Annotated in this window: 17 protein-coding genes and 1 pseudogene; all 18 read right to left on the reverse strand. The window is 33.6% G+C overall.

What is annotated here, in order from left to right:
- Positions 1–9: 9 nt before the first annotated feature.
- The gene (gene mtnA / locus GXZ13_02320) at positions 10–1,023 is read right to left on the reverse strand and encodes an S-methyl-5-thioribose-1-phosphate isomerase (GenBank protein NLX74674.1); all 1,014 of its coding nucleotides are present in this window, start codon (positions 1,021–1,023) and stop codon (positions 10–12) included.
- 6 nt (positions 1,024–1,029) lie between these two features.
- Complete coding sequence (gene xseA / locus GXZ13_02325; protein NLX74675.1) at positions 1,030–2,268, reverse strand: exodeoxyribonuclease VII large subunit; 1,239 nt, start codon at positions 2,266–2,268, stop codon at positions 1,030–1,032.
- Positions 2,269–2,275: 7 nt separating this feature from the next.
- Complete coding sequence (gene nusB / locus GXZ13_02330) at positions 2,276–2,845, reverse strand: transcription antitermination factor NusB (protein NLX74676.1); 570 nt, start codon at positions 2,843–2,845, stop codon at positions 2,276–2,278.
- Positions 2,799–3,272 carry a hypothetical protein gene (locus tag GXZ13_02335; GenBank protein ID NLX74677.1) on the reverse strand — a complete coding sequence of 158 codons (474 nt, stop codon included), beginning with the start codon at positions 3,270–3,272 and terminating at the stop codon, positions 2,799–2,801. The genes nusB and GXZ13_02335 overlap by 47 nt, the downstream gene beginning before the upstream one ends.
- Positions 3,273–3,340: 68 nt before the next feature.
- On the reverse strand, positions 3,341–3,829 hold the full coding sequence (locus GXZ13_02340) for an Asp23/Gls24 family envelope stress response protein (protein ID NLX74678.1): 489 nt from the start codon (positions 3,827–3,829) through the stop codon (positions 3,341–3,343).
- A gap of 41 nt (positions 3,830–3,870) precedes the next feature.
- The gene (locus tag GXZ13_02345) at positions 3,871–4,287 is read right to left on the reverse strand and encodes a hypothetical protein (GenBank protein NLX74679.1); all 417 of its coding nucleotides are present in this window, start codon (positions 4,285–4,287) and stop codon (positions 3,871–3,873) included.
- A gap of 42 nt (positions 4,288–4,329) precedes the next feature.
- Entirely contained in the window at positions 4,330–4,902 is a 573-nt protein-coding gene (gene efp, locus GXZ13_02350; GenBank protein ID NLX74680.1) for an elongation factor P, read from the reverse strand.
- 85 nt (positions 4,903–4,987) lie between these two features.
- Positions 4,988–5,602: a hypothetical protein gene (locus tag GXZ13_02355; protein NLX74681.1), complete on the reverse strand. Its 615-nt coding sequence runs from the start codon at positions 5,600–5,602 to the stop codon at positions 4,988–4,990.
- The gene (locus tag GXZ13_02360; GenBank protein NLX74682.1) at positions 5,566–6,534 is read right to left on the reverse strand and encodes a hypothetical protein; all 969 of its coding nucleotides are present in this window, start codon (positions 6,532–6,534) and stop codon (positions 5,566–5,568) included. The genes GXZ13_02355 and GXZ13_02360 overlap by 37 nt, the downstream gene beginning before the upstream one ends.
- Complete coding sequence (locus GXZ13_02365) at positions 6,491–6,817, reverse strand: hypothetical protein (protein NLX74683.1); 327 nt, start codon at positions 6,815–6,817, stop codon at positions 6,491–6,493. The genes GXZ13_02360 and GXZ13_02365 overlap by 44 nt, the downstream gene beginning before the upstream one ends.
- Positions 6,818–6,821: 4 nt before the next feature.
- Positions 6,822–7,897: pseudogene (locus GXZ13_02370) on the reverse strand (PilT/PilU family type 4a pilus ATPase).
- 10 nt (positions 7,898–7,907) lie between these two features.
- Positions 7,908–9,626, reverse strand: a complete 1,719-nt coding sequence (locus GXZ13_02375; GenBank protein NLX74684.1) for a type II/IV secretion system protein — start codon at positions 9,624–9,626, stop codon at positions 7,908–7,910.
- 26 nt (positions 9,627–9,652) lie between these two features.
- Entirely contained in the window at positions 9,653–11,512 is a 1,860-nt protein-coding gene (locus tag GXZ13_02380) for a hypothetical protein (GenBank protein ID NLX74685.1), read from the reverse strand.
- The gene (locus GXZ13_02385) at positions 11,479–12,054 is read right to left on the reverse strand and encodes a hypothetical protein (protein NLX74686.1); all 576 of its coding nucleotides are present in this window, start codon (positions 12,052–12,054) and stop codon (positions 11,479–11,481) included. The genes GXZ13_02380 and GXZ13_02385 overlap by 34 nt, the downstream gene beginning before the upstream one ends.
- Positions 12,055–12,561, reverse strand: a complete 507-nt coding sequence (locus tag GXZ13_02390) for a hypothetical protein (protein NLX74687.1) — start codon at positions 12,559–12,561, stop codon at positions 12,055–12,057. It lies immediately after the preceding gene.
- Between the two features lie 23 nt (positions 12,562–12,584).
- The gene (locus tag GXZ13_02395) at positions 12,585–13,190 is read right to left on the reverse strand and encodes a PilN domain-containing protein (GenBank protein ID NLX74688.1); all 606 of its coding nucleotides are present in this window, start codon (positions 13,188–13,190) and stop codon (positions 12,585–12,587) included.
- Positions 13,191–13,194: 4 nt separating this feature from the next.
- Positions 13,195–14,184: a pilus assembly protein PilM gene (locus GXZ13_02400; GenBank protein ID NLX74689.1), complete on the reverse strand. Its 990-nt coding sequence runs from the start codon at positions 14,182–14,184 to the stop codon at positions 13,195–13,197.
- Between the two features lie 352 nt (positions 14,185–14,536).
- Positions 14,537–14,724, reverse strand: a 188-nt coding sequence (locus GXZ13_02405) for a hypothetical protein (protein NLX74690.1), incomplete at its 5' end; no start/stop codon positions are given.

The following is a 14,724-nucleotide window of genomic DNA, read 5'->3' on the forward strand; positions in this document are numbered from 1 at the left end:
CCTCCGTTTTTATTTGTTGTTATAAATTTTATCTTCAAATGGCGAAGATATAACTCCTCTCTCCGTTATAATGCTAGTAATTAGATGTGCTGGAGTTATGTCGAAAGACGGGTTCCAAACTGGAATTCTTTCTGGTATTACTGTTTTGTTGTTCATTTTTCTTACCTCATCTGATGAACGTAATTCTATTGAGATACATTTGCCTTCAGGGCAGTTTAAATCAAAAGTACTTGTAGGCGCAGCTACATAAAATGGAACTTTATGTTCTTTGGCAACTATTGCAAGTGAGTATGTACCAATTTTATTGGCCACATCTCCATTAGATGCTACTCTATCTGCACCAACAATGACTGCATCAATTCTTTGAGTAGACATTAAAAAGGCCGCCATAGAGTCACAAATAACAGTAATATCAAATCCTTCTTCATATAATTCAAATGAGGTAATAAGGCCTCCTTGTAACCTAGGTCTAGTCTCGCTTATAAAAACGGAGATTGTTTTGTTATTTTCTTTTGCTGCTCTTATAACTCCCAATGCAGTCCCATATCCAGCTGTAGCGTAAGAACCAGCATTACAGTGCGTTATAACCGTAGCACAAGGAGGTAAAAGTTCTTGACCATAGTTTGATAATGTTTTATTAATTTCGATATCTTCTTTATAAATTTTATCCGCTTCTTTTTCAAAAATTTCATAAATTTTTTTGTTATTTTGATTCTCATAGAATATTTTTGACATTCGATCCAATGACCAATGAAGGTTAACTGCGGTTGGACGTGTTTTCGAGAGGCTATAGATTGCATTTTCTATATAAGACTTATTGTTAGTATAAGAGGAAAGAAGTACTCCATATGCCGCAGCTATGCCAATAGCAGGAGCTCCCCTTACCGTCATATTCTCTATTGCTGTTACGACGTCACTATATTTATTACAATCAATGTACTTTATTTCATATGGTAGGCATCTTTGATCCAATAAACGTAAAACTCGTTTATTAGATATCCATTCAATAGCTCTTGGAATCATAGGATTTTAATCCCCTTTATGTTTATTAGTCTTTAAAATAATCTTTTTTATTGTTGCTTCCAATAAGGTGTTTTGTGATTCTATATATATAATGTCTCCTACTTTTAATAAACTTGGATCTTTTATTACATTTCCTAAACTATCTTTGGAGATTGAATATCCTCTATTTAATATATTCCTAGGAGAAGATGAATTAATTAAAGTTTCAATTGATTTTAATTTTGTTTCAAAATTATGAATTTTAAAGACAATTAGATCTTTAAAATTTATGTATTTGTTTTTTAAATTATCAAAAGCGGGCTCAAGATATCCTTTTTGCAAATTAATAATCAGACTTTCTTCCCTAAAAATTAAAATATCTACTAAGCGTTTCACTCTTTGTTGCGTTGAAACAAAGATTCTTTCTTTATAGTTTTGTAAATACTTCTGAATTTCCTTCGTATCAGGGAAAATATGCTCAGCGACACTAGAAGGTGTTGGAGAACATAAATCCGCAGCTAAGTCAGAAAGGGTGTTGTCTATCTGATGTCCAAGACCCGTCACTACTGGAATTGGAGAATAAAATATTGCACGAACAACATCTTCATTATCAAAAACATCTAGGTCGTCCCTACTTCCACCACCTCTAATAAGAACGATTAACGATAAATTTGGGATAAAACGGCACTTATTCAAAGCAGATAATATTTCACCTTGTGCATCAATTCCCTGCATAAGACTTGGAATAATAACAAGATCTGAATTTGGATAGCGTATCGATGATATTTTTAAAAAATCTTGTAGAGCAGCTCCGGAAAGAGAGGTTATTATGGCTAGCTTTTCGGGATATTTAGGAATAAGCAATTTCTTTTGAGGATCAAAAATGCCTTCTTCCTCGAGCCTTACTCTTAACATCTCTTTTGCTCTAGCTTTTGCACCTGCCCCAATGGGAAAAACAACATTGGCATAAATCTGGTAGGAACCCCTTGCTCCATATATGTCAATTCTTCCTTTAACAAGTACTTCATCTCCATCTTTGGGCCATGTTATTACGGAAGAAGCATTAGAGCGGAATAAAACACAAGACACCCGAGTTTCACTTCCGAGAAGTGAAAAGTAGGTATGTCCACTCGTATGGCGCTTAAAACCAAGAATTTCTCCTCTAACGTTCACATCTTGCAGGGCACTTACAGAGGATATTGTATCCCTTAGTATCCCTGTCATTTCATCTACTGTAATGACTTTGCTGTTAACAGAAGAACTCACTGATAAATTACTCCGTCTTTTCTTTCCTTACGATACGACCCAACACGCCATTCACGAATCGTCCAGAATTTGATGTTCCATAAATTTTTGACAGTTCAACAGCTTCGGAAATCGCAACGGCAATTGGAACACTTTTAGAAATAAGCCCCTCATAAAGAGCTAATATTATTGCGACCTTGTCTACGGTAACCATACGCTCTAGGCGCCAACCTATGATATTATTTCTTAATAATGAGAACACTTCATCTATGTTGTTATATATGCCACGAACGAGACTAAAAGCATAGGCAAAGACCTCTTCTGCTTCTTCGCTCTCTGTAGAGAATAACTTCCCTGATATATCATTATTGCTATTTTTATCATTTAAAAAAACATTTTCTTCATCTTCTAACCAATATTCTGTTGATTCATAAAGAGAAATTGCCATTTCGACATCCAATTCGCTTCTAATATCAAGCTGATATAGCAATTGTAAGGCTATTTCTCGAGATTTTCTACGCAATTTTGATATGTTTTTATTTTCCAATCCGTCATCCCCAAATACGTTGTTTAATTTTACTAAGATACTTTTGTCCATCAGAGGTTAGTAATAGCCATGATGTGGCGTATCCTATTATAAGAGCAATAAAAGACATTATAATCCCCTTAATTCCCAAATTTACTAAAGCTGTAAGAGCAGCTAAGAGAGCACCCCAAAATATTGGAAGTTCCCAAATCGGGGTAAGATGTGGGTTATCTTGAGGAGAAATATCCAACCAATTTATCTGAACATCAATTCCAGAAGAGATAAAGATATCTGATATTTTTTTTTCAAAATTTGACCGCAAATCTATTAAATCTGAGGCAGGCTTTGAGATATGAATACTAAGTAGATTCTTCTCTCCAAGAAATGAAATTTCTTGGAGAGAAGAATCCTTAGGCAACTCTTTATTAATTAATTGCTTGATTCCATCACTATCAAGCCAAATTTTTCCGTTTTTTGTTGTACGCCAGAAAAAAAACACAGGTAACACTCCTTAATATTTGAGGTCGATTCCCAAAACTGGAAGCGACCTCAAATAGTGATTATAAGTTAAAGTTCTCCGTTTAGGGGCACAGGTGTAAAATCTTTATCCGAGAGCCCAGATTCGATAGTTTTTTTATTTATAAAAGATATTCCCTGTACATATATATTTACACTTTTTAATTGATAACCGGTTGTTTGTTCAACCTGTCTTTTAATTGACTCTTGAAGATCCCAACATATATCGGGTATGCGTAATCCATATTTTACTAAGACATACGCATCAATTACAATTTCAGGTACATCAGCTTCTGAAATTGTAACCCTTATTCCATTTGTGGTCTTTCGTCCTAGTCGAAGGTTCGCCATTAGCCCTGGATTAGAAGGGAAAACACCTTCTACAGTATTTAATGCGTTCATAGCGAGATGAGCGATTACATCTTCAGAAACGCGTACGTTCCCTTCATAATTCGGTTGACTAATAGCGTCTTCTTTTCTTTCCAATAAAAGTTGCTCATTATCTTTTAATATTTCATCCTTATTAGATGCCATAGTCATTTGAGAACCCCCAATACTTTTAAACACACATATATAATATATTAATTAGGTTCGGGGACCTTAAATCCCTTTCCGCAATGAGGGCACACTAAATCTTCATCTTCTTCATATAATGCTGGCTCGAAATAAAATCCTTCTTCACAGTAAGGACATTTCACAGAAGCATATTCCTCTTCATCAAACTCTTCATAATCATATTCGTCGTCGTCTTCATCGTAATCATCCTCATCTTCTAAAAGGAGATCAAGTTCATCTTCAATTTCCGAAACATCTTCATCTAACTGCTCTAAATAATCATTCAAGTCTTGATGCAAGTTTTCATGATCTTCAATAGCTTCTGCTAACGAGTCTAGTGAATCGACTAAAGCCTTATAAAACTTCTGACTTTCAGGAGTATCTGCCAAATTTTGTCCATCGATAAGACCCTTTAAATAAGATATTTTTTCACGTGCACACATGTTAAACCCTCCTGTCATATTACCTATAATTGAAGTAATAGGTTATTTTTTTGCTCTTTCCAAATATTCGCCTGTCCTTGTATCAACTAATATATACTCCCCTGTCTCAATAAAAAAAGGAACTGTTACGACGAGTCCTGTTTCCGTAGTGGCCGGTTTACCACCTCCGGAAGCTGTATCACCCTTAAATGGAGGTGGAGTGTCTTGAATTTTTAAAGTTACAGATGTTGGAAGCTCAATTCCAAGAATTTTTCCTTCATATAAATCAAAGCTTACTTCCAAATCATCTATAAGATATTTTATAGCATCTCCTAAAGTCTCGGGCGATAGAGAAACATGATCGTATGATTGCAAATCCATAAATATATAGTCATCTCCATCTTTGTATTGATATTGAGCTGGCGTTTCATCAAATATAATGCGCTCAAATCGTTCCCCGGATTTAAACGATTGTTCTATAATGGAACCTGTCTCTAGGTTACGAAACTTTCCTCTAACAATAGCACCACCTCGTCCCATTTTATGATGAGAACACTCTACAATCAACCACATACCATTATCCCATTTTATTTTTAATCCTGGGCGAAAATCACTTGTATCTACTTCTTGTGCCATCATATTCCCTCCTATATCTTCAAAATACAACAATATATTTGTTGTAGCACATCTCCATTAGAAGCCTTATAAAAATAATAATTTTTTAGCTATTTGTTTTTATTAATTGTCTCTCACTTGCAGAATTTATAAAAGTATTTTGGTTAAGCTCATTAGTTAAAACTAGAACTTCTTTATTTAATTGTAATTGTACTTTATCATCTTGATTCAGCTTGACAAAAACGTTTAGAAAATAATGGCGAACATCATATTTTTTATTATTCAATTCTAATGTATGCGGCTCAATAAAAATTGTTTCAGATAAAATGATTTCGGGTGTTTGTGTAGCGTAATTAGCATCTACCACATATGCTTTTATCTCATTCACATCGTTTCCCTTAAAAAGAGGCTCTAACAGATGAGATGGAGTATGAAAAACGGAATGTATATTTGGCACATTGTCACAATTTACGTTTCCAGACAAGGGTATTTCTCCGTTTTTTATAGAATCCGAAAACCATTTTTCAGTAATTGCAAATGATTGTTTTGCAATATTTTCTCTAGTTAAAGAATTTATTACAATCGAATGACCTTCAAACGTCTTATTAACTACTGTTAATGCCAGTATCATTGTTCCCAAAGCAACCGATAAGAGTATTATCGATGTTACTAAAATCATTCCTTCTAATCTTTTGCAAACAAAAGATTTTCTGAAAGACAATTGGGCAACCTCCAAACTGTTTTATATACATAAAGCTGATAAGTTGATTTAATAACACTCCATTCACTTTCTAATTCAGGAAAACACCTTTCAATTCCTATAATTTTTTTGTAGTCATTATATTGAAATTTCCCTCTCGAAAGTATGTAGATTGTGATAAAATTTTTATTATTATCTAAATAAAACCTTATGTCCTGTATCCCGTCAACTCTTGGTTGATCACCAGATATCTTATAATCATTTGTATATAAAATGGCATTCTTACAAAAAACTTTTAAAGCCGATAAAAGGTACATTTTATCATTTTTATAAAGCTGGAAATATTCATCATTTAAATAACTCTCTACTTCAAGAAAATACCTATCACTACTAACCCATCGAACGACCAAAGGATTAGCATTAGGGAAAGAACTTCTAAATACTATACAGTTTTTTATGTTGTTTGGAGCACCGCTATTTGATGCAACAATAGTATTTTTATCTATTTTTTTTGTAAATGATATTACCTTTCCTTGCTCCTTATATTTGAAGTTTGATTTTAATTTTTTATAATCACATTTAGCAAATACAATTCGTAATTCTGCATTTTCTAACCCCAAAGGGTTTTTCACAACACTAACGGGACCTGTCCAGTTAAAGGGCTGAAACCGACTATTCCCAAAAGATTGTTTATACCCATCCACATCTGTCGGCACTCCTAACCCACAGTAAAAAATAGGATAACGTAAAAGTGATACAACAGAAAAAGCCCTATTATAAGCTGCTCTATAATCTATAAGTTTGATTAAGTAATTTCCAGTTTGTTGTAAAAGGGTTAAGAAAAAAGGTATCAAGAATAAGAAGAAAAAAATAGAAATTAATATATCTACCAATGTAAAAGCAAAATTCCTACTCTTTCGTTGCCCAAATAATACTGTCTTTTTCTTCGCCAAAATAAGTTTCAAAATGGAATTCAATATTATAATCGCCTTCATCCAGTCCTATAATTTTGATAACATGCTTTTTATTTATACTCGATAGCTTTTCTGGTTTTGTTCCAGATAAAAGTCTTGTTAAACATTCCTGTTTTAATAATTCAATAGCAAGTTTATTCTCTATATGATCTTGAAGTTTAGCTGTTAGAGAAAAAGAAGAGGCAATTAAGGCTGTATATAACAAAAATATCGGAGATAATATAATAAATTCTATAAGAGTATACCCTTTATGTTTGTGCATCTTCTTAGTAAATATTTCTTTTTAGCTCTTGAATATCAAAACAACGCTTTATTGCGTCATCTTCAGTGATAATCCTCTCATTAACCATCCTCGCTAGGTCTTGATCCATTGTATGCATACCAAGAGAAAGTCCAGTTTGTAATGTATTTTTTATCTGAGAAGTTTTTGTTTCTCTTATATGATTACGTATTGCACTATTAGTTAATAACATCTCTGTAGCTGCTATTCTGCCTTTACCTGCAGCTAAAGGAACAAGTTGTTGGGACAATATTCCTAATAAAGTTGACGAAAGCTGGACTCTTATTTGTTGATGTTGGTAAGGAGGAAACACATCTATTATTCTGTCGATGCTTTGTGATGCATCTTGAGTATGTAGTGTTGTCAAAACAAGATGTCCTGTTTCTGCAGCGGTTATAGCAGCAGAAATAGTTTTAAAATCCCTTAACTCTCCAATTAAAATGACATCAGGATCTTCTCTCATAGCTCTTACTACTGCTTCAGCAAAACTATTGGTATCTCTACCAACTTCTCTCTGCCTAACAAAGGATTTTTCAGAAGTGTATAAAAACTCAATAGGATCTTCAATCGTTATTATATGCAAAGAACGTGTTTTATTTAATTTTTGTACCATTGCGGCAAGTGTTGTAGATTTACCTGATCCCGTAGGACCTGTTACTAAGAATAGACCTCTGTTTTTCTCCGTAATTTCATATATTGCTTTAGGCAAAAGGAGGTCTTCTATTGATTTAATTTCGTTATGAATTATACGTAAAACTAGGGCAGGATTCCCTTTTTCAAAAAAAAGTTTCCCCTAAACCTCTGATACTTGTTTTCTATTAATTCTAATGCGAAACTAAAGTCCAATTCTTTATCTTTATAGAATGTTTTTAATTGTTTTTCGTCTAATAGTGATTTTATAGTAGATTCCATATCTTTGTTAGTAAGAAAATCAAAATTTAAGCACCAAGTGAGTTCTCCATCAATTCTTATTGCTGGTCTTGTTCCCACACCTAAATGAATATCACTAGCAGACTTCTTTACACCTTCAATTAAAAGATTTCTTAAAAAAACACTATTCATAAACATTCTCCTAATCTGCAATAGTAATACTTAACATTTCTTCAATACTAGTTTCACCGTCTAAAACTTTTTCTAAAGCAGATTCTTTCAACAATTTCATTCCTTTTTTACAAGCATATTCTCTTATTTTATCTACTGACTCATTATTATTTATCATTTCACGCAATGTTGTATCTACAATCATAAGTTCAGAAACAACGGTTCTTCCACTGTAAGCGGTATATCGACAAGCTGGACAACCAACGGGGTTATATATTTTTGTGTCTTTGGGAATTCCAAGCTCTTCTGCAAGTTTTGGAGGTACAACATCTTTTTCTTTACAGTTTGGACATAGCTTTCTAACCAATCTTTGAGCCAAAACGCCACGCAATGAAGAGGATAAAAGATAAGCTGGAATATCCATGTCTAAAAGCCTGTCAATTGCTGAAGGTGCATCATTGGTGTGCAAGGTACTTAAAATAAAATGCCCTGTTAAAGCAACCCTTACCGCCAGTTGGGCAGTTTCTGTATCACGAATCTCACCTATCATAAGCTTATCTGGGTCTTGTCTAAGTATAGACCTTAAAGTGTTACTAAAAGTTACATCTATTTTCTCGTTAACTTGTATTTGTGTTATTCCTGGAATTGTATACTCAACTGGGTCTTCAAGAGTAATAACATTAACTGATGGTGTGCTGATGATTTCCAGTATCGAATATAATGTTGTAGATTTTCCACTCCCAGTTGGTCCAGTTATTAAAAAAATCCCATGTGGTGATGTTATGACTTTATTAAGCCTTTCTATTAAGTCCGGTTCAAATCCCAGTTTCTCCATACCTATATTTTCATTACTTTGATCAAGTATTCGTAATACTATTTTCTCTCCAAATATTGAAGGCACAGTGGAAACTCTTAAATCTATCCTTTTCTCCCCTTCTTTTATTAATATCCTACCATCCTGTGGACGTCTTTTCTCTGATATATCCATATTCGAAAGTATTTTTATGCGAGAGACAAGGGGTGGGTGTAAATTTTTAGGTATCTCGAAACTTGAAAACATAGTTCCGTCTATTCTAAAACGAACTAGCGTGTTTCGCTCTGATGGTTCTATATGAATATCCGAAGCTTTTTCCTTAACTGCTTGTTCAAGAATACTACTTACAAGCTTTACAACTGGTGCATCAGTACTAAAAAAAGAAGGTGTTTCCTGTGTTACTTCTGTTAAAACACTTCCTAGTTCATCTATTTTCTCGCTCGTATCATCTTGACGCTGTATATCAATTAAAGCTTCTTCCACACACATTTGCATTTTATAAAACGAAGTCAATCCTTTTTGAATATCTGAAATCGTAGCAACTTGTACTATGACTTCAAGTTGTGTCAGCATACGTATTTCATCTATGGCAAGTGTATCCATTGGATCTGACATCGCTATTACAATATGTTTTGAATCAGGCTTTTGAATTGGTATTACGTTTAAGCGTCTTGCCACGTTTTCAGGAACCAATGAAAGTAAATCCTGCGTGGGACACAATCTTACTAAAGAAACTAATGGTATATTTAGCTGATTAGATAAAGCCTCAGCTAGACGCAGTTCAGAGATATATCCTTTTTTTATAAGAATCTCTCCTAGCCTTTTAGGTGATGTTTCTTGTTCTTTTAAGGCTTCCTGAAGTTCATCTAGAGAGATAGACTCATCTTTTATAAGAAGCTCGCCAAGGCGTGTTACCTTCATTGAACTGTCCTTCATTTTAAGTTTGTTCTCCTATCTTCTATCTACTGGCTTAGACTCATTGAGGGCATATCATATACTTCTGCAGCTCCTGTTGGAACATCTAATATGTAAGGAACAACAATAAAAGCCATCTCCGTTTTTACATGCTTGTCGTTTCTTCCCTTAAATAATTCACCTAAAAGAGGAATTGAGCTTAGCACAGGAACTCTTGTAATTCCCTTAGTCTTTGTTTCTTGAAAAAGCCCACCTATGACAAATAATTCTCCGTTTCTTACTCTTATCTGAGTATTTACCTCACGCTTTGTTGTTTCCGGGGTTTCTGAGTTGCCCGTTTTTCTAAAACCTACGATTTCACCTGTAGCTATATTTAAGTCTAATGTAATAAATCCATCTCGTCCGACTGTCGGTGTTATTTCAAGCGTAGGACCAGTTTCCTCTTTTGTAAACTTAGGATTACGAGCATCATCAACGCCTGATTGATAAAGATAGTTATGAGTTAGTTTTATTAAAGCCTTACGTCCATCAAGTGCAACTACAGAAGGGTTAGCCAAAACCTTTCCCTTATTATCTGATTCCATTGCAGCCAAACCAACATCAAGTGCGTTCATAGCACGATCTACTGCATTTACTGGGATGGTACGATCGGTTTCTCCTGGAAACGGGATTTTGTTTGCTGTCGTGGATGTTGTAGAGGTTAATATGTTTTTTTTCTCTAAATTTGAGCTTAAATAATCCAATCCGAGTCCACTTCCCCCATATGAGAAAAGCCAACCCTTATAAACTCCGGACAAAAATGCCTGTACGTCTTGTACTGCATTGTCATTAACTTCTATCAATCTTGCCTGCAACATTACTTGTTTGCCGGGATGATCTACTTTGTTCATAATCGCTTCTATTTCAGAATGTTGCTCTGGGGTCGCTGTAACATAAAGAGTTCTAGTCCTTTCATCAACAACCGGAGGTTTAGAAAGAGGAACCAGTCCAACAATGATGGGTGGTAATTTTGATAGGTCAGCAAAAGCCACCTTGTATCCTTTAGTTTTATTTTTCCCCATTGTTTTCCCTATGCTTTCTACTGTACCTACAATTAACGTATCTCCCATTATTGAATAAGTTAAATCGTTCATTCGCAACATATATGCAAAAACTTCACTAAATTTAGCCTGATTAAAAGAAATTGTCATAGGAGTATCTGGGACCGTCGTGTCTAGAACGAGGTTAAGGTTGCGCAATTTTGCTAACATTCTAAAAACCTCTCGGGCAGAAACATCTCTTAGTTCTAAGGACACCTTAGTATCCATCCCTAAGGGATCCATTACACCTTTTGTTGTTTTTTGTAAAATAGGGTTATATGACGCTGAATCACTTTTTACTTCTTCAACTACAGTAAGCCTTATTGTAATTTGATCTGAACCGGCCATACCGCTTATGCTTTTTATTTTTAATGGTTTTTCTCCTGTAATATTCAATGTCAAGTCTACATCGTCTTTAGGTTCAATTTGAATTCTCTGAATTAGAGGGTAATCATAGCTTTGCCACCAATTATTAGTTTTTTCAGGCGTGATTCTTATGATGTCCCAACCATAATCGTTCCACCAATCTTTTTGATCTGTACTATTAGGGAATTTTATGTTAGACCATTCTAATGTAATTGCATGTGAAGTATTTGGTGCAACTTTGGGCAAGGACATTTTACTACCTCTTACTTCCAGTAAAACTTCGTTGCCACCAAATTGACGAACCCTTATACCTTCAATTAAGGATTTTATCTCACCTTGCTTGGCATCTGTAGTAACTGCAAAAGATGCGGTAGCATTTAATAAAAATAAAACAACTATAATGGAAAAGAATAATGTAATAGGATCTTTTATAAATTTGTACGATGTTTTGTTTTTAGCCATGTCCAAGTCACCCCTTTATTATCTATATCCGTGATTTTTCCTTTATTCTCTCCAAATGTTGTTCCAATTTTACAAATTTTTCCAGGGACTTCTCCTTCTATGTCTAGTACAACAATAGCACCAGTATCCATTATGACTAATGCTCTTATATTTATATTCGGGGGATATTCTGGTACTAATAATGTTTTTCCCAATAATCCTCTATCACCTAAATCTGATAAAGGAGAGCGCGCTATTGTTTCAGACAGCACTAACAAGCGTGTTCCTCCAGATAAGTATTCCTTATATGCATCAATCTTAACATTTATTGACTCCGATTGATTTTGTGTTTTAAGGTTCTCTTGTTGTGTAAATTCTTTTGAGATGTCAATTATTACAGATTTATTTAGCCAAATAAAGTTTATAATACTCAGAACAACTAGTATAAATAGGATGATTGAGGTAAGTAAAAAAATATAAAGTTTTTTACGTTCTTCTAACGTATCAGGGAGCTTAAAGGACTTAATAATTGTTTTATCAAGAACGTTTTTTAAAAAACTCATTTAAGATCTCTCCTGGATTGTTGTCAGAATTCTCTTTTTTGCTTGGATTGTAAATGTAAAATTAATATCATTACTTCCTGCATGTAATATGCTTACGTTTGTTAATATAAACATATAAGGACTTTTCCTAAAAGACAAGAATAATTGCATCAGATTTAAATAATCAGTTGTACCTGCAACTTTAAAAGATATGCTGTCACCATCTTCACTATCTTTTTTTATTTCTGATCCCGCGACCGCGTGAGTGCCCAACAATTTTACTATTATTTCATAACAAGCAGTAGGCGAATCAATAGGCCTGGGCAGTTCTATTTCGTTTGTTTTTATAGCCGACTTGTAATAAGCAACATAGTCTGCCTTACTATTGAGTGTGCTTGCTAACAGCCTATTTTGTTGCTCTAAAGATTGTGCTTCAATCAAATTAGATTTTAAATACTTTATAGAAATAAATTGAACAAACAAAAGCACAAAAAACAGCACTCCAACAATTATCACTTTATTACGCATATTTTTTCTTAACCCAAAATAAATCACTGTTCTAGTTCCTTCTCATGGTGAATTTGATCATTTATTAAACTACTAGATGACCTAAACATTAATATAGGTTTTATCTTACAGTTTAATTTATATGTATAAATAGAATCAGAAGCAAGCGAAATCTGCGGCAAATCAATCTTTTCAATCATACCTGAAGATGGGAGACTATTAATAAGTGCAAAGACAGCTTCTTCTTTATAAGATTTCCCTATTATATTTAAATCTCTGTTTGTAAGAGTCACACTTCCAACAGACATACCTTCAGGGAGTGATGTAAGAAGGTAAAACATCAACTCTAATATAGGTGTATCATCCAATAAATAGTCTAATTTCATCTCCGTTTCTCTGCTTGCTGTAGTTAGCCTGGACAGTTCCTTGTCCATTAATAAAATTTTATTGTTTAAGACACGAGATTCATCCTGTAATTCTGTAAGTCTAAAACCATGAGATGTTATTCTCCATAAACTTATAAATATTATTAGCAAAGAAGTTACAATATACAACATTGTTAAGGAGAAAAGAAAAAGTTCTACGAAAGAGGAATCTCTTTTGCTTCTAAGCTCCTTTCCTGGTATGCGCAAATCTAATTTAGCGACCATAATCTCACCTTAAGACCGAACCTAGAGGAATATCCCAATTTTCTGTTATATCCCTATTGTTTACGCTTATCGTATGTATATTAAAAAGATCTATTATAGATATGTCTTCTATTGCCAAAGTTTCCGTTAGCAAAGTCAACATTGATAAGTTGGCACCGGGGCCAGAAAGATAAACAGCTTGAGGATTAAAACCTCTTATTTGTGAAAGTGCAAACTGCATAGAAAAGCGAATCTCCTTTACAAAATCAATTGTTTGGGAATTATCATCTATAAAATCATGTTTTTCTTCTGTATCTTTCGCAGTTTCAAAATGTTCAAGTGCTTGATCAAATCCCATGGAAATACTTCTATAAAACACACCATTTCCCTTCCAGGATAAAATCATGACAGATCTTAGTCTCCCTGCATAAATATAAACGGCCATTTCATTTAAGTTAGGGATCGAGTCCATCGCTTTTTCTATAGATATTTGAGATGGAATAATTCCTGATACTATAAAACCATTGTTAGCAGCTGCTGTCATAATATTATCTATTAATGATAATCGCGTAGCAACCACCATAAATCTTTTTTCAGAGGCTTGATCTATAAGTGGATAATCAATCATTGCTATATCAAAAATCCCTTCGTCTAAAGGAAATGGGAAATAGTTTTCAAATTCATAACGAAAGGCAAGTTTCGCTTCTTCAATTGTTATTCCTGGCAAATCAACTATTCTTAACAAAGAGTCTGAGATTGGCAGAGAGATAAAAAGGGGTGTTTCTTTTTCAGCTACTCTAGAAGATAAAATAGAAAAACACTCATTTAAACCCTCTTTTGTGTTTAATTGAGGGCTATTTTCATTATTGTGTTTAAGCGATATTTGTTCCGATATCATATCTGCTATAGTATAGTTGCCAAACCCACCACTAAGAGAAAGATATTGAAATTTATTTCCATCAAGAAATAAACTGGCCTTGCATTTTCTCTTTAACTTTAATTTCAAGAATGCCATCTAATATACCTCATGACTGTTAATATTTGATGTTTAGTTGATTGTATAGCCTATATAAGTTTTTAGCAACGATTTTTAATTTCTTAGGTAGCAATAACAAAGTAAACACAAGGATAAATGCTCATAATTATATATAGTTTTCTTAAATCTTTCTAGAAATATAAAAACAAGTTTTATTTTTACAAAGTCTGAGAAAAATTTCCTTTTATTTATATTATGTTATCAACTTATATATATTATTAATATTATTTAAATGTAAGTTAAGTAATAACAAAATTTTATAAAATTATAAAAAAATAAAGCCTCTAAATAAGAGACTTTATTTTATCTTTATAATATATATATAAAAGTATTAATTTACCCCCATATAAACGGTTCTTGCTATTACTTTATCTGTAGGCGTTGCGTCTTTCAATGTAATTGGTGCGTTTCTCAATCCAGAAGCTGCAGCCATGCTTGTTAGTTTCTCAGCTACACTAGGACTAAGTCCCTCAAAACCTGTGCTTATCTTGCCACCAATGTTCGCAACTAACACATATC

This window comes from Synergistaceae bacterium (genome assembly GCA_012728235.1).
Taxonomy (GTDB): Bacteria; Synergistota; Synergistia; order Synergistales; family Synergistaceae; genus JAAYFL01.

What these genes read in the sequence shown, in the direction of transcription:
- GXZ13_02365 (NLX74683.1), bottom strand. Translation starts at nt 6,817, where the DNA reads ATGCACAAACATAAAGGGTATACTCTTATAGAATTTATTATATTATCT.
- GXZ13_02340 (NLX74678.1), bottom strand. Translation starts at nt 3,829, where the DNA reads ATGACTATGGCATCTAATAAGGATGAAATATTAAAAGATAATGAGCAA.
- GXZ13_02380 (NLX74685.1), bottom strand. Translation starts at nt 11,512, where the DNA reads ATGGCTAAAAACAAAACATCGTACAAATTTATAAAAGATCCTATTACA.
- GXZ13_02345 (NLX74679.1), bottom strand. Translation starts at nt 4,287, where the DNA reads ATGTGTGCACGTGAAAAAATATCTTATTTAAAGGGTCTTATCGATGGA.
- GXZ13_02375 (NLX74684.1), bottom strand. Translation starts at nt 9,626, where the DNA reads ATGAAGGACAGTTCAATGAAGGTAACACGCCTTGGCGAGCTTCTTATA.
- efp (NLX74680.1), bottom strand. Translation starts at nt 4,902, where the DNA reads ATGGCACAAGAAGTAGATACAAGTGATTTTCGCCCAGGATTAAAAATA.
- GXZ13_02385 (NLX74686.1), bottom strand. Translation starts at nt 12,054, where the DNA reads ATGAGTTTTTTAAAAAACGTTCTTGATAAAACAATTATTAAGTCCTTT.
- GXZ13_02400 (NLX74689.1), bottom strand. Translation starts at nt 14,184, where the DNA reads ATGGCATTCTTGAAATTAAAGTTAAAGAGAAAATGCAAGGCCAGTTTA.
- GXZ13_02390 (NLX74687.1), bottom strand. Translation starts at nt 12,561, where the DNA reads ATGCGTAATAAAGTGATAATTGTTGGAGTGCTGTTTTTTGTGCTTTTG.
- nusB (NLX74676.1), bottom strand. Translation starts at nt 2,845, where the DNA reads ATGGACAAAAGTATCTTAGTAAAATTAAACAACGTATTTGGGGATGAC.
- GXZ13_02395 (NLX74688.1), bottom strand. Translation starts at nt 13,190, where the DNA reads ATGGTCGCTAAATTAGATTTGCGCATACCAGGAAAGGAGCTTAGAAGC.
- mtnA (NLX74674.1), bottom strand. Translation starts at nt 1,023, where the DNA reads ATGATTCCAAGAGCTATTGAATGGATATCTAATAAACGAGTTTTACGT.